The organism is Dactylosporangium sp. CA-233914, from assembly GCF_050942935.1.
GTDB lineage: Bacteria > Actinomycetota > Actinomycetes > Mycobacteriales > Micromonosporaceae > Dactylosporangium.
Window position 1 is genome coordinate 8599287 of sequence record NZ_CP192030.1, and the last position, 16661, is coordinate 8615947.

Consider the following 16661-nt stretch of genomic DNA (forward strand, 5'->3'; position numbering starts at 1 on the left):
GACGCCCACAGAGGGTCACACGGCCAGCACTCCGTGACAACACGTGGCTGGTGGGCGCCGCTGGCCGCGGTTGCCATCGTTCGCGGCGGGCAGCGTTCGCGGCGGCCACCCAACCGGCCCCAGACGAAGGCGGTCCCTGGTGGCCTTGTCGCCGCTGCGCTCGGCGGGCACGGTCCGCCTCGCCGCCCGACCAGTCGGTAGGGGAAGGCGGGCGCCGCCGGGCAGCGTTCGCGGCGGCCACACGACCGTCCGCCGCGGGAACTTGCCGTGGAACGATCGGGCGCGGCGGGGCCGGGCTTGGGGCTGTCATCGGCGGCGATCGAGCCGCTCCTCAGGTCGGGCCGGGCCGCAGTCACCCGGTGGGCCACTCGTTCAGCAGGTGCAGGCGGATCAGGGCCGCGTGGGACAGGGGCTTTGACAGGTCGCTCACGTCGCCGTTGGTCGTGTAGTCCAGCAGGGCGACCGGGCCGGACTCGGCGAGCTTGCGGAGGCGGGCGAGCTCGTCGGTCAGGTGGTGGTCGAGGACGTGGCGGTAGGCCGGCAGGTAGATGCGGCGCCGCGCCGTCTCATAGTCCAGCAGGTCGGGTGAGTCGAGGCCGGCGCGGTGGCCGCGGACCGGGCCGTGCCGGCGGACTGTGCGCTTCAGGCCCGTCATGCGGGTCGCGGTGAGCAGGGCGCGGTCGACGTCGGCCGTCTCGAAGACCTTCAGGGCCTGCCAGATCGCCTCGACCGAGGTGCCGGTCGCGCCCGGGCTCAGCGGGACGGGGATGCCGCCGTGGGGATAGAAGGGGCTGAAGCGCACCCAGGGGTGGGGGCCGCGGGAGGTCACGTCGACGACGGTGGCGGTTGCGGCGGCGGTCTTCGTGCGGTGGTGCGCGACCCGGATCTCCATGCCCGCATCCTGCCCGATGGGTACGACAGTTTTCGGTGTGCGTGTGATGGGTACGCCGTGGACGCGAACGAAGGAGGAAGACGTGCCGGAGCATGACATGCGCCTGCGGTTCTCGCTCGAACTGCCCCGCGACGCCGCCCTGGTCCGCGACGCCCGGCGCACGCTCGACGGGGCCCTCGCGGGCGCCGGCGTGACCCAGGACTGCCGCGACGACATCCGGCTCGCCCTCACCGAGGCGTGCGGCAACGTGGTGTCGCACGCGAGCCTCGCCAGCGCATACCACATCGACGTCACGGTTGACGACAGCGAGTGCGTGATCGAGGTCACCGACGACGGCGGTGGATTCGACCTCGCGCGGGTGGCGGCGGTCGAACCGGCCGAGCCGGACGGGGAGCCCGCGCGGCTGAAGGAGAACGGGCGTGGCCTGCACGTGCTGGCCGCGGTCGTGGAGCGGCTCGACGTCGTGTCGGTCGAGGACACCGGCACGCTGGTCCGCTTCAGCAAGCACCTGACATGGGACCCGTACGGACGAGAGTAATCGGCCGTTCGGACGTATGCTTGCCCGGACGAAAGTACGAACAGCGCACGAACGGACATGCCGGAAACTCCGGCATGCGACGAAGGGGGCGGAACGCCGATGGAGGTCACCTCGACGGTCGACGGGCCGCGCGCCGTGGTCACGGCGAGCGGTGAGCTGGACGTCGCCACCGCCCCGCAGTTGCGCGCCTACCTGCACAAGCTGGTCGACAACGGCGCGTCCACCCTCGTCGTGGACTTGAGCGACGTCGGGTTCCTCGACTCGACGACCCTGGGCGTGCTGATCAGCGTGCACAAGCGGCTCGCGGAGACGGCCGGCGTGGTCGAGCTGGTCATCCCGCACGCGCGGCTGCTGCGGATCTTCCAGATCACCGGCCTCGACCTGGTCTTCACGATCCACAGCTCACTGGCCGGCGCCGCCGCCCAGTGACGGCGGGCCGTAGGCGGCGTTGAGCACCTGCGTCGCCGCCCCGGCCGCGATGACGTCGCCGCCCAGCGCCGACACGGACACGTCGACCGTGAGCCAGTCGGCGCGGGGCACCTCATGACGTACTGCCGAAGCCACCGCATCCACGTAGACCTCGCGGTGCCGCAGCAGGTCCGCGCCCGCCAGCACGACGTGGCCGACGTCGGTGGTCTGCAGCAGGTTGACCACCCCGACGCCGAGCAGCCGGGCCGCCAGCGGGACGTCGCCGGCGGCCACCGCCCGGTCGTGCAGGACCTCGAGGCAACCGTCCCGCCCGCACACGCACCGGGGCCCGCCGAACTGCACCACGGTGTGCCCGAACTCGCCCGCGTTGGTGTGCGCCCCGCGATAGGCGGCCCCGCCGAGCCACAGGCCGGCACCGATCCCGGACTCCACCATGATGAGCACGCCGTCACGGAACTCGCGCCCCCGCCGCCAGGCCTCCGCCGTGACGCCCGCGGTCACGTCTTTGTCAAGGTGTACGGCCAGAGCCAGCCGCCGCTCCGCGATCTCCCGCAGCGCAACGTCGTGCCAGTGCCGCAGCCGGTGGGCGTCGCGGACGATGCCGTTGGCGTGATCCAGCGGCCCGACCATGCCGAGCCCGAGCCCGAGGATCCGCGCCTTGTCGACGGGCCGGCGCCGCAGCAGCTCGGCCCGCGCCCCATCGACGGCGTCGAGCAGCTCGTCCGGGGTGAAGTCGGCGGGCAGCGGCGCCCCGGCCCCGGCCACCACCGTGCCGAGCAGGTCGGTGAGGACGAGCCGGACGCGGGTGCGGGCCACGTGCACGCCGATCGCGTATCGGCTCGACGGCACGATCCGGTAGATCGTCGCCGGCTTGCCGACGCCGCGGCGGCGCACGCCCGCGGGCTCGATCAGCCCGTCACCGGTCAACCGGGCGAGGACCTTCGACACGGCCTGCGGGGTGAGCCCGGTCGCCTCGGCGATCGACGCCCGGTCGAACTGCGGCGTCGTGCGGGCCAGCCCGACGACGAGCGCGTCGTTGTACTCGCGCAGATAGCCGAGGCCGGCGCCGGGCGTGTCCATGACCACATCCTATAACGCAACACTGTTGCTAAACTGCCGCCATGGAGAACCTGACCGCGGTCCGCCGCTGGACCGCGCTGCTGGCCCTGTCGCTGGGCGGGTTCGGCATCGGCCTGACCGAGTTCGTGGCCATGGGGCTGCTCCCGGACATCTCGCAGGATCTTCTTCCGCAGCTGTACTCCGAATCGCCCGCCCGGGCCGTGGCGCACGGTGGCTGGATGATCACCGCCTACGCGCTGGGCGTGGTCGTAGGGGCGCCCACGATCGCGGCGCTGACCGCCCGCCTGCCCCGCAAGACACTGGTCGTGGGGCTGCTCGGGCTCTTCACCTTCGGCACCGTCGCCTCCGCGCTCGCCCCCGGGTTCTGGCTGGTCCTCGTCGCGCGCTTCGTGGCCGCCCTGCCCCACGGCGCCTACTTCGGCGCCGCCGGCCTCCTCGCGGCCTCGATCCTCGGCCCCGGCAGCCAGGCCAAGGGCTTCGCCGCGGTGCTGGGCGGCCTGACCGCCGCCAACGTCGTCGGCGTGCCCGTCATCACGCGGCTGGGCCAGGCGGCGGGCTGGCGGCCGGCGTACCTCGCGATCGCCGCGATGTTCGCCCTCACCCTCGTCTTCGTCGCGATGACCGTCCCGGCCACCCCCGCCGACCCGGCCGGCTCACCGCGGGCCGAACTGCGCGCGTTCCGCAAGCCGCAGGTCTGGCTGGTGGCCGTCACGGCCGCGGCCGGCTTCGGCGGCTTCTTCGCCATCGACAGCTACATCGCCCCCGTGACCACGCACGTCGCCGGCCTGTCCGAGGGCGCCGTGCCGTGGGTGCTGGTCGCGGTCGGGCTCGGCATGACGGTCGGCAACGCCCTGGGCGGCTGGGCCTCCGACCGCAACCTGCGCCGCAGCCTGCTCACCGGCTTCGTGATCTTCATCGTCAGCATGGCCGCCTTCGCGGTGCTGGCCCACAACCGCTACACGCTGTTCGCGGGCGCCTTCCTCATCGGCGCCGCCGGGCTGTTCCTCGGCCCCGCGATGCAGTCCCGCCTGATCGGGGTCGCACCGGGCGCCCAGCTCATGGGCGCGGCGGTGAACCAGTCGGCGATGAACATCGCCAACAGCCTCGGCGCGGCGCTGGGTGGCCTGGTCATCGCGGCCGGCTGGGGCTACATCGCGCCGAGCTGGGTGGGCGTCGCGCTCGGCGTGATCGGCTTCGCGCTGGCCGGGCTGAGCTTCGCGCTGGACGCCCGCAAGGTCCGCGAGCCCGGGCGGGAAGCGACCCTGACCTCCGTCGCCTGAGCCTGCGCGCCCTCGAACCCGTCACGGCCCTTCCACACCGCCAAATTACCCGGGTGTACTTGTGGATCTAGCCTTTGTACTGCTCAGCGGGGCAAGTAGCCTCGCTGCGTGAAGGTCATCGGCGCGATGCAGACACCCGGCGGCGACTGGCGGGTCGAGGTCGTGCGGCACCCGAGCGGCTCCCGGTGGTACCGGCTGATCCACGGCGAGAACGTCGTCGACTTTCTGACGATCGGCCGGGTCGCCGAGCTGCTGGCGCAGGCCGGCGTCGACATGAGCGAGCTCGCCGAGGTCGACACCCCGTCCGCGCAGGCCAGCTGATCTGGATTCCACCCATTACCTTGTGGGGATGTCCGAACCCCACCAGCCCAGCTTCCTGACGCGTCTGCGCGCGGGCCTGGCCGGGGAGCGGGACACGGTCTACCTGGAGGCGCTGCGCTCGGCCGGCCGGGCGGCGTATGACGAGATCCTGGCCGCCGACGAGCTGCGCGAGCGCCTGCCGACCCTGTGGAGCGCGCCCCCGGCCGCGGCGAGCCAGCTGCTCGCGGCGTGGAACGCGTTCGTCCTGCAGACCCTCGGCGAGACGTTCCTGGACGCCGACTACGCCGCGCGACCGGGCACCGCCGGCTATGTCCCCCCGGTCACGTTCGACCAGGCCGCGGCCTGGCTGACCGCGGTCGGCGACTGGGTGTCGCGGGCGCGGCAGGCGCGGGCCAACCCGGAGTACGACATCGCGATGCACACCGCCCTGCCCGCGCCCCTGCCGGCGTGGGCGGAGGTGGCGATCTGCCCGCCGGAGCACCTGACGGCCCTGCAGGCCGCGGTGACCCCGGTGCGCGAGCACGTCGAGGTGGCCCTGCACGCCCTGGTCCGCCCCGGCGTGCCGCCGCAGTACGAATCCGCGGTCAACCGCCTGCACCAGGACACGGCCGCCGCGGCCGCCGCCGTGGACTACGCGGCCGGCCTGCGCACCGGCCGCCACCACGCGGGCCTGCACGAGCTCATCGAGCAGAACCTCAAGCGGGCCCTGGAGCTGTGGTTCCGCGTCGGCCAGCTGGCCGCGATGCCCGCGTTACTGGCCGGCCCCCGCTTCGACATCTGGTGCATGACGGACCGCATCACCCTGAGCCGCTGGAAGCGGGACCCGCACGCCTGCCAGGCGGTGGCCGACATGTGGCGTCGCGACCCCAACCCGGCCGCGACGCTGGCGATCCAGGCCCAGATCGACACCTGCCTGCAGACCGGCGACCTGTGGTACCACGTCCCCCGCCACGGCGACACCTGCTACTACGAGCCCCCGTTCTCCCCGCTCTACGAGGCCCGCCGCACGGTGCGCATCTACGGTGTCCCGCTGCGGGCCGGCATGCAGTTCGCGGTCCGCGGCGGCGCCGAGAGGGGCCTGGTCATGGGCCCCTTCCGCCCGACCCGGCGAGTCCGTTACACCGTCTGACCGCCCGCGGCTCAAGGCCGGTTCGGGACGGCCCGCAGGGTGGGCCGGTCCAGGCCGGCCGCCGCGTGCACGGCGTTGCCCTCGCTGACCACCATGACGTAGCGGTCCGGCCGTCGTCGCCGCCGACGGCGTGGTCTTCCTGGCCTCCGACGCGAGCACCTGCATCACCGGCGCGGAGATCTACGTCGAGGGCGGAGCCGGCCAGGCCCGGGATGCGCATTGTGCGCATCCCGGGCCAGGTGGCCGGGCCCGTGCCGGGTCAGACGTTCACGGGCTGTCGCGGGTCGGTCTGGTCGGTGTGCTCGGCGGCGAGTTTGCGGGTGAGGCCCTCGCCCTCGACGTCGACGTTGGGCAGGAGCCGGTTGAGCCAGCGGGGCAGCCACCAGGCGGAGCGGCCCAGCAGCGACAGGACCGCGGGAACGATGGTCATGCGGACGAGGAAGGCGTCGATGGCCACGCCGAAGGCGAGCCCGAAGCCGAGGGACTTGATGATGTCCTGGTCGGTGAAGATGAACCCGGCGAAGACCGAGATCATGATGAGCGCGGCGGCGGTGACGACGCGGGCGCCGTGCCGCATGCCGGTGACGATCGCGTCGTCCGGCGCGGCGCCGTGGACGTACTCCTCGCGGGTGCGGGTGACGAGGAAGACCTCGTAGTCCATGGCGAGCCCGAAGAGGATGCCGACGAGGAAGATCGGCATCAGGGACATGATCGGGCCGGTGCTGGTGAGACCGAAGACGTCGGCGAGCCAGCCCCACTGGAAGACCGCGACGAGAGCGCCGAACGTCGCGGCGACGGACAGCAGGAACCCGAGGGTAGCCTTCAGCGGCACGAGGATGCTGCGGAAGACGAGCAGGAGCAGGATGAACGCGAGCCCGACGACGACGGCGAGGTAGGGCGCGACCGCGCCGACGAGCTTGTTGGACACGTCGATGTTCAGCGCGGTGGTGCCGGTGACGGCGATGGTGGCGCCGGTGTCGGTCCTGATCTGTGCCTCGTGGTCGCGGATGGCGGCGACGAGGTCCTTGGTGGCGTCCGCGGTGGGGGCGCTGGCGGGGATGACGGTGAGGATGGCGGTGTCACCGGCCTGGTTGACGTTCGGCGGGGTGACCGCGACGACGCCGTCGAGTTTGGCGATGGTCTGCCCCGCCTGGGCGGCGGCGGCCTGCGCCTTCCCCGCGCCGGCTTCCACGACGATGACCAGCGGGCCCTGGAAGCCGGGCCCGAAGCCCGCGGCGAGCTGGTCGTACGCCTTGCGCTGGGTGCTGGTGGGGCTGGCGGTGCTGTCGTCGGGCAGCGAGAGCTTCAGGCTCATGGCGGGCACGGCGATGAGCAGCGCGGCGCCGAGGGACAGTACGAGCACGGGGATGCGGTGGCGGAGCACGAGGCGGCCCCACCGCTCACCGAACGGGGTCTTGGCCGACCGCGCGTGGCTGGCGGCTGCGGCGCGCTGGCGCTTGGTGAGGATGCGCCGGCCGGCGAAGCCGAGCAGGGCGGGCAGCAGCGACAGGGTGATGAGCACGGCGACGGCGACGGTGCCGGCGGCGGCGATGCCCATGGAGGTCAGGAACGGGATGCCGACGACGGACAGCGCGGCCAGGGCGATGATCACCGTGAGGCCGGCGAAGACGACCGCGGAACCGGCGGTGCCCACGGCGCGGCCGGCGGCTTCCTCGCCGTCGCGGCCGGCGGCCAGCTCGTGGCGGTAACGGGAGACGACGAACAGGGCGTAGTCGATGCCGACGGCGAGGCCGAGCATCGTGGTCAGCGCCGAGGTGGAGGCGTTGAGGTCGAAGAAGCCGGTGGCGATCTGGATGCCGAGCATGCCGACGGCGACGCCGAGCACTGCGGTGAGCAGCGGCAGGCCGGCGGCGACCATGGCGCCGAAGGTGATGGCGAGCACGAGCGCGGCGATGGCCACGCCGAGCAACTCGGTGCCGCCGCCCTCGGCGGTCCCCTGGGTGACCGCACCGCTGAACTCCACCTGGACGCCGTCGGTCTGGCCGGTGCGGCCGGCCGCGATGAGTGCGTCGCGGTCGGCGGTGCCGACATCGTCGAGCTTCACGTCGTAGGCGACGGTGGCGTATGCGGTTCGTGCGTCCTGGGAGACGGTCTTGGCCTGGAACGGGTCGACGACCCCGGTGACCTTCGGCGCCTTGGCCAGCTCGGCGACGGCCCGCTCGACCGCCGCCTGCTGGGCGGGGTCGGTGAGCTTCGCGTCGCCGGAGACGGTGAACACAACCTTCGCGGTGGCGCCGTCGCCGGAGTCGCCGCCCATCTTCGACTTGATGACGTCCATCGCCTGCAACGACTCGGTGCCGGGGATGGACAGCGTGTCGCTCAGCGGCCCGGAGAGCTTCGCGGCGCCGACGCCGAACGCGATGAGCAAGGCGAGCCACAGCACGGCCACCAGGCGGCGCTGCCGGAACGAGAACCGGCCGAGCCGGTACAACAAGGTCGCCACAGGAGCAGTCCTTCGCATGATCGTCGGATGCAACGAGTACGGGCTCCACGATCGCCGTGATCGCAGCGCGGATCGTCGTCCGCACGCAGGCACCGGCTACCACGGTCGCAGTAACCGCGCCGCCGCCTCGCTACTGCGGGCGTACGACGGCACACCGCACAGGTCTGGCCTACCGTCGTGAAGATGCGATCAAACGCGTCCTACCCGAACCGCAACCGGCTGGCCCGCGTTCAGCAGTGGCTGGTGGACCTGCTGTTCGTGGGCTTGATCGCATCGGTGGTGGCGCAGGTCGAGTGGCCGGTCAGCCACGCCCGGGCGGTCGCGGCCGCCGTGGTGAGCGTCGCGTGCGTGCTGGCGCGGCGGCGGTGGCCGATCCCGGCGCTGCTGGTCGGGACCGCCGTGACGCTGGCCGCCATCATCGCCAGGGCGCCGGCCGCGACGCTGACGCTCACGCTCGGCGTGTTGATATACGCCGTCGTCCGCGACACCGACTGGGTCCGGTCGTGGGCACTCGCGCTCGGTGTCGCCGGCGCCCTGTTCGTCGCGGGAATGCTGGTCGACGCCCGGGACTGGTGGCGGCTGGACACGTTCGGGCTGCTCGCGTGGATCTACGGCGGCGCCGCGGTCGGAGACGCGGCGCGCAACCGGCGCGCCTACATCGCGGAGGTGACCGAGCGGGCCCAGCAGGCCGAGCAGACCCGTGAGGACGAGGCCCGCCGGCGGGTGATGGACGAGCGGCTGCGGATCGCCCGCGAACTGCACGACGTGGTCGCACACCACATCGCGGTCATCAACGTGCAGGCCGGCGCGGCCGGGCACGTGCTGCGCAAGGACCCGGACCTGGTGTGGCCGGTGCTGGAGCACATCCGGCAGGCCTCCGACACCGTGTTGCGCGAGATCAGGTCCGTGATCGGGGTGCTGCGTGAGCCCGGTGAGACTGACAGCACCGAGCCGACCCCGGGCCTGGACCGCGTCCCGGACCTGATGGCCAACCTGACCGCGACCGGTTTCGCGGTCGCCGCCCGCACCGCCGGCGACGCACGGCCGTTGCCGGCGATCGTGGACCTGGCCGCGTACCGCATCGTGCAGGAGGCGCTGACCAACGCCCACCGCTACGGCGACGGCGCCGCCGAACTGACGATCGCCTGGACCGCCGAGACGGTCACGGTCGAGGTGACCAACCGGATCGGCCGGTCCTGGCCCGCCGGAGCGGGCGGCTCCGGGTTCGGGCTGATCGGCATGCGGGAACGGGCCGCCGTCGCGCGCGGTACCGTCACCACCGGCCTCGCCCCCGACGGCCGGTTCCGGGTCCGGGCGACCCTGCCGGTCCACGACCCGGGCATCGGGTACCTCGACGACACCACCGGCACCGGTGGGGAAGGAGACCAGCAGCCGTGACGATCCGTTTGTTGCTCGCCGACGACCAGGCGCTCATCCGCGCCGGCTTCAAAATGATCATCGATGCCGAGGACGGGATGCAGGTCGTCGCCGAGGCGTCCGACGGCCGGGAGGCCGTCGACCTCGCCCGCAGCCAGCGCGCCGACGTGGTGCTCATGGACATCCGGATGCCGGGCGTCGACGGGCTGGAGGCGACCCGGCGCATCTGCGCCGACGACGGCCTGGCCGGGGTGCGGGTGCTGGTGCTGACCACGTTCGAGGACGACGACAACGTGGTCCTCGCACTGCAGGCGGGCGCGAGCGGCTTCCTGGGCAAGAGCGTGGCACCGGACGATCTCCTCGCCGCGATCCGGGTGGTCGCCGCCGGTGACGCGCTGCTGTCCCCCGCCGCGACCCGCGGGCTCGTCGCCCGGTTCCTGGCCAACCTCCGACCGCCCGCGCCGCAGGTGTCGGCCGGCCTGGACCAGCTCACCGACCGGGAGCGGGAGATCATGGTCCTGGCCGCGCACGGGCTGTCCAACGAGGAGATCGCCGCCCGGCTGTTCCTGTCGCCGCTGACCGCGAAGACCCACGTGAACCGGGCCATGACCAAACTCGCCGTCCGGGACCGCGCGCAGCTGGTGGTGCTGGCCTACCAGAACGGCCTGGTCCGCCCGGGCGACCGGCTGCCCGACGACCCTCGCCGCGGCGCGATCTGACCACCCGTCGCACCGACGCGGCAACGTCGCCGAGGACCCCGCTGCGGCGAGCGTGGCCGTGGTGGGCATGGCCGTGGTGGGCGGCCCGGCCCTGGCGAAGTTCCGGTCGGGCACGACCCGGCGGCCTGCCGGTCGGCTTCCGTCAGGGCTGGTCGTCGGGGCGCATGGGGACGATGAGGTAGCGCAGGTCCGCGGTGGGCGTGGTCACCTCCGTGGCGCGCAGGGCCGGCTGGATGCGCAGGGCAACCGTTTCGCCCGGGAAGGCGTGCAAGGCGTCGGTCAGGAGGCGGGCCTGGTAGGCGCGGGTGGCCTGGCCGGAGCGCACGACGGCCTTGACGGTCTCCTCGGACTCGCCGCGCAGCGGGTCGGCGGCCCGCACCAGCAGCGCGCCCTCGATGGACTGCAGCGTCACCCGGCCATGCTGGCCCGCGTAGGCGGCCGCCCGCTCGACGGCGGCGGCCAGCGCGTTGGCCTCGAGCTCGACGACGCACTCGGGCTCCACGGCGAGGAGCCGGTCGAACTGGGCGTCCGGGTAGGAGTCGCCGAGGGTCGGGGTGACCACGCTGCCGCCCGGCCAGGACAACCCGAACAGCTCGCCGGCGACGTGCAGGCCGACGGTCTCCGCGCGGCCCAGGACCGGCGCGATGCGGGTCAGCAGCCCGGCCGGGACCAGGGCCTCGAACTGCGCCACCGGGCCGATCGCCGCCGCCGGACCACCGTCGGCCGCACCGCCGTCGGCCGCACTGCCGCCGGCCGAGCGCCCGCCAACCGAGCCACCGCTGTGCGAATCGCGGCCGGACGAGCCTAGGCCCAGCGCGGTGTCGGGATCGGCCGCTGGGGCAGGCGAAGCGGCGGCCGGGGCTGTGATGGGGAGCGTCGCGGCGGCGAGGCGGTAGCGGTCGGTGGCGAGCAGGGACAGGGTGCCGCCGATCGCGCGGAGGCGCACGCCGGTGAAGATGGGCAGGGCGTGCTCGCGGGAGGCGGCGCCGGACACCGCGGCCGTGGCCGTGCGCAGTACCGGGCCCTCGGCGCGGGTGGTCTGCGGCGGCAGGGCGGGGACCGCGGGCCAGTCGTCGGCCAGGACCGGCAGGGCGAAGCGGGCGCCGGGGACCTTGACGGCCAGGCGGCTGCCCTCGGCCAGGAGCCGGGCCTGCGGGGCCTGCAGCGCCGTCAGGGTGTCGGCCAGCCCGCGGCGGGACACCAGGGACTCGCCGGGGGTGTGGACCGTCGCCGGGACCCGCAGGCGGACGGTCAGGGCGCCGTCGGTGGCGGACAGGGTCACCGTGTCGTCCTCGGCCCGCAGCAGGACAGCGGCGTGGACCGGCTGCGGCGAGCGCGCGGTGAGCAGGCGAACGGCCAGCGCGGCGGCCTCGGCCAGCGGGCGGACCGGCACGGTGACGTCGAGGAAGCGAGTCATGCGGGCACCATAGCCGCGGGGTACGACAAAAACCGGAAGCCCCTGCAGCCGCAGGCTGTTGGCCACGACGAACGCCGACGACAGCGCCATCGCCGCGCCCGCCACCATCGGGCTGCGCAGGCCCGGCAGTCCCACGACGTCGTAGGCGAAGGCCCAGAACAGATTCCCGCGGATCGTACCGAGCGTGGCCCGCGACAGCCGGATGGCGTCGACGGGCGCAGGTCGGCGGCCTCGATCGCGGCGTCGTTGACGTCGTCGCCCAAAATCGCCACGGCCCGGCCGCGCTTCTGGAGCTTGCGGACCGCCGCGACCTTGCCCTCGGCCCGGCGACAGGCTCGACGGCGCACAGCGTGAGGCGGCCGGTGGTTGGCACCCCACGAGGACCAGAGGGACCCTGCTCTCACTGCGGTCCCGGTTGAGACGATGTTCCAACCCAGTGGGACGTATCGAACGTTGGGGCGGGATGCGGAGGGGATGGATGACAACCGACAAGGCTGCCAGGAAGGTCGGTCTCGTGACCGGGGCCAACAAGGGCATCGGGTTGGAGATTGCGCGACAGCTGGCCATGCTGGGCCATACGGCATTGGTCGGAGCGCGCGACACCACGCGCGGCCAAGCGGCGGTTCGGCAACTTCAGGCGCAGGGACTGGATGCGGTGTTCCTACCGCTGGATGTCACCGATCAGCCGAGCATCGATGCGGCGGTGCATGCCGTCGAAGAGCGCTTCGGCCGGCTCGACGTGCTGGTCAACAATGCGGCCATCGCCCTGGACGATGCGCCGCCCAGCGGTCTGGACGTCGCCGTCCTCCGTCGCACGTACGAGACCAATGTGTTCGGTGTCTTCGCGGTCACCCGGGCGATGCTGCCGTTGCTGCACAAGGCGGACGCCGGCCGGATCGTGAACATGTCCTCCGGTGCGGGGTCGCTCACGCTCACCAGCGGCCCGGACTGGCGAGCGGAGTGGAACACGCTGGCGTACAACTCGTCGAAATCAGCGGTCAACGCCATCACGGTGCATTTCGCCGCCGAGTTACGGTCCACTCCGATCAAGGTCAACGCGGTCAATCCCGGCTACGTCCGTACCGACATGTCTCCGGACGGCGACCGCACCGTGGAGCAGGGAGCGATCGCCCCGGTTCGGCTCGCCACCCTCCCCGCCGACGGCCCGACCGGCGGCTTCTTCGACGAAAACGGCATCGTCGCCTGGTGAGGGCTTGATGCTTGTGCGCCCTGCCTGTTGTCCGCCATGACCTGTCAACCGCAGGCGGCTCCCACGCGGTTGTACCGGCAGGAGGACCCGGATGACCCGAGCACCTGCACCACCCGAAGGCTTCGCCGAGTTCGTGGCCGCGCGCTCCCACGTGCTGCTGCGCGCGGCGTGGCTGCTGACCGGCGACTCCGGGCGCGCCGAGGACCTGCTGCAAACCGCGCTTGCCCGCAGTTGGCAGCACTGGGACAGGATCGCCGAGGGCGGCAATCCCGAGGGGTACGTGCGGCGGGTGCTCTACAACACGTACCTGAGCTGGTGGCGGCGACAGTGGCGCGGGGAACTGCCGAGCGCGGCGCCGCCCGACCGGGCCGGCGCCGAAGACGTCGCCGCCGAGTCGGCCGCCCGCGACGGGCTGCGCCGCGCGCTGGCTCGCCTGACCAGCCGTCAGCGAGCGGTGATCGTCCTGCGATACGTAGAGGACCGCACGGTCGCCGAGACGGCCGAGCTGCTGGGCTGCTCGGCCGGCACCGTGAAAACCCTGGCCTTCCGCGGCCTGGAGAGGCTGCGCGCGGACGCCGCCGTGCGATCGCTGCTCACCGACGAGGGAGTCGAGCACCATGACGCATCCTGACGGCGGCCGTGACATCGGCCGGATCCTCGACACGCTGGTGCCCGACCTCGCGGCGCCGCCCGACCGGCTGGCCGCGGTCGGCCGCCGGGTGCGTCGCCGGCAGCTGCGCACCGACGTCCTGGCCGCAGCGTGCGTCGTCCTCGTCCTGCTCGGCGGGGCGGTCGCGGTCGCCAACGCCCACCCGGACACGAGCGAAACGGCCGGTCCGCAACGCCCGGTCGCCGGCGACTGCCCGGCGACGCCGCCGCAGTTCCCGTACGGAAACGGCGAACTGCCGTCCACCGCGCCCGGCGACCTGGCGCCGCCCGGCGCGGTCCGGGCCGTCTTGTGCCGCTACAACCCGGTGCCCGAGCTGCATCTGCGCCGCCCCGGCCCGCCGCGGCGGCTCGTCCTCACCCGCGATGTCGCCGGCCTGGTCACTGTGCTGAACGGGCTCCCGGCCAAATCCGGCGGCGACCCCTGCTTCATCGCCGGCGACGGCGGCGGATACCTCACCCTGGAGTACGGCGACGGCGCGAAGGCGACCGTCGAACTCGCCACCGCCTGCGGGTTCGTCCGGCGCGGTGCGATCACCCGCTATCAGGACGGCGACGCGGTGGAGGCGTTCGACACCAGGTTCACGGCGCAGGAGCTCGCCGTGGCCAGGCCGGCCGACGTGCACCCGGCCGGCTGCGTCCAGCGGCTCACGAGCGGACCGGCCGACGGCAGGTACAGCCCGGATCCGGCCTTCGACGTCTGGATCCACACCTACGGGCAGGACTACCGCTATCTGCCGGTGCCTCTCGCGGTCGTCACGGCGTGCCGGTACGTGCGCGGGCCCGACGGCAACTGGGACCGCACCCGCCAGGTCCTCGACCGCGGCGTCGCCCGCGACACCGCGACGGCGGTGGAGGCGGCGGCGAAGACGGCCGCGGGCGAGGTCCCGTACCTGGGCTGTTCGTCCGAGCCGAGGACTGTGGACGTGCTGATGCTGCGCGACGTGGTCGGAGAGACCCGCGAGGTGCGGGTCACCCGCGACACCTGCGCGGTAGTGACGTTCGACTTCGACGGTGCCCCACCGTCCGCCGCACTCGACAGCATCCTCGACGGTCTGCTGGGCCGGCCAAGGTAGGCCAGGGCCGTAAACCCTCGGCCGATCGGCCCGACAAGATCAGGGTGGCGCTGGGACTGTCCATGATGGACAGTTTCGCGGGCTCCTCCGGGCGCGGGGGCGTCGCCGGGACGGCAGAGGCGAGCTCGACGGTCTGGGTGCAGGCCCGCCCGGCCGGGGGTGGCCTCGGGCGCGTGTGGTGCCCGGCCGACGACGAGGGCGGGCGTGCCGGCGCTCGCGAGCAGGTACCGGGCGCCGGGCAGCAGCGGCAGGCCTCGGCCCTCGGCGACGAGCAGGATGAAGGCCGCCTGGTCGACGGCGCAGCGCAGTGGGTCGGCGTCCAGGCAGCCGTCCTGTCAGGCGTGCGTCAGTCAACGGACGCCGAGCGGAGCCGGCCCCATCATGGGCTCATGTTCGGACGCTTCCGGCAGCAGCCCGGTGACTTCGACGGGCCGCCCGACCTGTTCGCGCTGCCCCCGGTGCCCGTGGGGCACCCGCAGGGGCTGGCCGCCGTGCCGGCCGACCTGCTGGGCGCGTACCTGCGCCACCCCGTCGACTCGGTCGGGCCGCTGGACATGCTCGGCCCGGAGGCGACCGGGCTCGTCGGCAACGCCGTGCGGCGGCGGCTGCGCGAGCGCGGCGTCGGCGGTCCCGGCCTCGAGCCCGGCGAACTCGTCGCGGGCCAGAACGCGGCCCGGATCGCCCGGCTGCGGGCGCAGGGCGTGCCGGAGGAGGAGATCCGCCGCATCCAGGCGGCGGTGGCGGCGAAGGCGGCCGAGCACCAGGCGTCGGGATGGACGGTGCGGTTCGCGGGCGACACGTACGCCTCCGTGGTGCCCCAGCCGCACGGCGGCGACGGCACCGGCTTCCAGGCGATGCGGGAGCGGTTCCGGCGGCAGTACAACCGCACCGAGTCCGAGGAGCGGCACGAGAACCTGTTCTCGTTCGCGATCCAGCAGGTGCGCGACTCGCCGTACGAGACCTATCACGACGGCGGCGCGCTCGCGGCGGGCGGCCGCGCGCACGACGTCGTGGTGCAGTCGGCGGGCCTGAACTCCGGCCACTTCGCCGAGATCCTCGCCGGTCTGGCCGCGGTGACCCTGCGGGTCCTCGGAAGCTGAGCGGCCCCTCGACAAGGGCCGATACCCTGGGCGGGTGCCGGATACGGGAAGGCAGCTGCGGTTGCGGCGGTTCTGGGACAAGCACGCGGGGGACTACGACCGGCGGATGAGCCTCACGGAGCGGCGATACTTCCGCGACACCCGCCCCTGGATCGCCGGCCGGGCCACCGGCGACACCCTCGAGGTCGCCCTCGGCACCGGGCTCAACCTGCCCCACTACCCGCCCGGCGTGCGCCTGACGGCGGTCGAGTGGAGCCCGGCGATGCTCGACGTGGCCCGCCGCCGCGCCGCCGGCCTCGGCGTCGAGGCCGACCTGCGCCTCGGCGACGCGCAGGCCCTCGACCTGCCCGACGCGTCCTTCGACACCGCCGTGTGCACGTTCGGCCTCTGCGCCATCCCCGACGGCCGCGCCGCGTTCGCCGAGATGGTGCGGGTCCTGCGCCCCGGGGGCCGGCTGTTGCTCGCCGACCATGTGGCTTCCTCAGTACTGCCCGTGCGTGCCCTGCAGGCGCTGGCCGACGCGGTCACGGTGCCGCTGCAGGGCGAGCATTTCCGCCGGCGGCCGCTGCTGTGGGCGCAGTCGCTCGGCCTCGAGGTGCTCGAGCACGAGCGGTTCAACCTCGGCATCATCGAGCGGATCGCGGCCAGGGTCCCGGGTCAGGGCTAGCCCAGGGCCCTTCCCTGATGCCGCTCGGGTGCCCCGGCGCCCATGCTGAAAGGGTCGTGAACGTCAGATTGGAGAACCGCGATGGACAGCGTGTACGGCTCGATGCGGCGGCAGGGTCTGGTCCGGCCGGTGCACGGCCGGGTCCTGGGCGGCGTGTGCGCGGGGCTCGGGCAGCGCTTCGGGCTCGACCCCTGGATGGCACGGCTGCTGTTCGTGCTCGCGCTGCTGATCATCCCCGGCAGCCAGATCCTGGTGTACCCGATCCTGTGGATCCTGATGCCGTCGGAGGCCTGAGC

The 16661-nt window shown here is 73.3% G+C and carries 17 protein-coding genes and 1 pseudogene; 13 read left to right on the forward strand and 5 right to left on the reverse strand.

Annotated features, from left to right (window positions below; translation table 11 throughout):
* Positions 1-352: 352 nt before the first annotated feature.
* Positions 353-892 carry a DUF6939 family protein gene (locus tag ACQPY0_RS38435; protein ID WP_432972357.1) on the reverse strand — a complete coding sequence of 180 codons (540 nt, stop codon included), beginning with the start codon at positions 890-892 and terminating at the stop codon, positions 353-355.
* A gap of 82 nt (positions 893-974) precedes the next feature.
* Between ACQPY0_RS38435 and ACQPY0_RS38440 the strand changes: the two genes are divergently transcribed.
* Positions 975-1430, forward strand: coding sequence for an ATP-binding protein (locus tag ACQPY0_RS38440; protein ID WP_432972360.1), 456 nt, complete (start codon positions 975-977; stop codon positions 1428-1430).
* A 99-nt stretch (positions 1431-1529) separates the two neighbouring features.
* Positions 1530-1859, forward strand: coding sequence for an STAS domain-containing protein (locus ACQPY0_RS38445; RefSeq protein WP_432972363.1), 330 nt, complete (start codon positions 1530-1532; stop codon positions 1857-1859).
* Here ACQPY0_RS38445 and ACQPY0_RS38450 read toward each other — a convergent pair.
* Entirely contained in the window at positions 1833-2939 is a 1107-nt protein-coding gene (locus ACQPY0_RS38450) for an ROK family protein (protein WP_432972366.1), read from the reverse strand. The genes ACQPY0_RS38445 and ACQPY0_RS38450 overlap by 27 nt on opposite strands.
* Before the next feature lie 41 nt (positions 2940-2980).
* Here ACQPY0_RS38450 and ACQPY0_RS38455 point away from each other — a divergent pair, with 41 nt between their 5' ends.
* The 3 genes from ACQPY0_RS38455 (at position 2981) to ACQPY0_RS38465 (ending at position 5669) form a co-directional block, all read left to right on the forward strand.
* Entirely contained in the window at positions 2981-4219 is a 1239-nt protein-coding gene (locus tag ACQPY0_RS38455; RefSeq protein WP_432972369.1) for an MFS transporter, read from the forward strand.
* 108 nt (positions 4220-4327) lie between these two features.
* Positions 4328-4540, forward strand: a complete 213-nt coding sequence (locus tag ACQPY0_RS38460) for a hypothetical protein (protein WP_432972372.1) — start codon at positions 4328-4330, stop codon at positions 4538-4540.
* A 28-nt stretch (positions 4541-4568) separates the two neighbouring features.
* On the forward strand, positions 4569-5669 hold the full coding sequence (locus ACQPY0_RS38465) for a hypothetical protein (RefSeq protein WP_432972375.1): 1101 nt from the start codon (positions 4569-4571) through the stop codon (positions 5667-5669).
* Positions 5670-5928: 259 nt separating this feature from the next.
* On the opposite strand, the gene ACQPY0_RS38470 is transcribed toward ACQPY0_RS38465, so the two are convergent.
* Positions 5929-8133 (reverse strand): MMPL family transporter, encoded by a 2205-nt coding sequence (locus tag ACQPY0_RS38470; protein ID WP_432972378.1) that lies wholly within the window; start codon positions 8131-8133, stop codon positions 5929-5931.
* Positions 8134-8316: 183 nt separating this feature from the next.
* Here ACQPY0_RS38470 and ACQPY0_RS38475 point away from each other — a divergent pair, with 183 nt between their 5' ends.
* Both ACQPY0_RS38475 and ACQPY0_RS38480 read left to right on the forward strand, forming a co-directional pair.
* Positions 8317-9531 (forward strand): sensor histidine kinase, encoded by a 1215-nt coding sequence (locus ACQPY0_RS38475; protein ID WP_432972381.1) that lies wholly within the window; start codon positions 8317-8319, stop codon positions 9529-9531.
* Entirely contained in the window at positions 9528-10229 is a 702-nt protein-coding gene (locus tag ACQPY0_RS38480; RefSeq protein ID WP_432972384.1) for a response regulator, read from the forward strand. Before ACQPY0_RS38475 ends, ACQPY0_RS38480 begins: the two co-directional genes overlap by 4 nt.
* A 142-nt stretch (positions 10230-10371) precedes the next feature.
* Here ACQPY0_RS38480 and ACQPY0_RS38485 read toward each other — a convergent pair whose 3' ends face one another.
* Complete coding sequence (locus tag ACQPY0_RS38485) at positions 10372-11646, reverse strand: hypothetical protein (RefSeq protein ID WP_432995533.1); 1275 nt, start codon at positions 11644-11646, stop codon at positions 10372-10374.
* A 6-nt stretch (positions 11647-11652) separates the two neighbouring features.
* Positions 11653-11960, reverse strand: a pseudogene (locus tag ACQPY0_RS38490) (heavy metal translocating P-type ATPase); the annotation flags it as partial.
* 164 nt (positions 11961-12124) lie between these two features.
* On the opposite strand from ACQPY0_RS38490, the gene ACQPY0_RS38495 reads away from it, so the two are divergent.
* The 6 genes from ACQPY0_RS38495 (at position 12125) to ACQPY0_RS38520 (ending at position 16659) form a co-directional block, all read left to right on the forward strand.
* Complete coding sequence (locus ACQPY0_RS38495; RefSeq protein ID WP_432972387.1) at positions 12125-12856, forward strand: SDR family oxidoreductase; 732 nt, start codon at positions 12125-12127, stop codon at positions 12854-12856.
* A 91-nt stretch (positions 12857-12947) separates the two neighbouring features.
* Positions 12948-13487, forward strand: coding sequence for a SigE family RNA polymerase sigma factor (locus ACQPY0_RS38500; protein WP_432972390.1), 540 nt, complete (start codon positions 12948-12950; stop codon positions 13485-13487).
* Positions 13474-14598, forward strand: a complete 1125-nt coding sequence (locus ACQPY0_RS38505; RefSeq protein ID WP_432972393.1) for a hypothetical protein — start codon at positions 13474-13476, stop codon at positions 14596-14598. The genes ACQPY0_RS38500 and ACQPY0_RS38505 overlap by 14 nt, the downstream gene beginning before the upstream one ends.
* 62 nt (positions 14599-14660) lie before the next feature.
* On the forward strand, positions 14661-15698 hold the full coding sequence (locus tag ACQPY0_RS38510; protein ID WP_432972396.1) for a hypothetical protein: 1038 nt from the start codon (positions 14661-14663) through the stop codon (positions 15696-15698).
* Between the two features lie 34 nt (positions 15699-15732).
* Positions 15733-16365, forward strand: a complete 633-nt coding sequence (locus ACQPY0_RS38515; protein ID WP_432972399.1) for a class I SAM-dependent methyltransferase — start codon at positions 15733-15735, stop codon at positions 16363-16365.
* An 81-nt stretch (positions 16366-16446) separates the two neighbouring features.
* Positions 16447-16659 carry a PspC domain-containing protein gene (locus ACQPY0_RS38520; RefSeq protein WP_432972402.1) on the forward strand — a complete coding sequence of 71 codons (213 nt, stop codon included), beginning with the start codon at positions 16447-16449 and terminating at the stop codon, positions 16657-16659.
* Positions 16660-16661 lie beyond the last annotated feature (2 nt).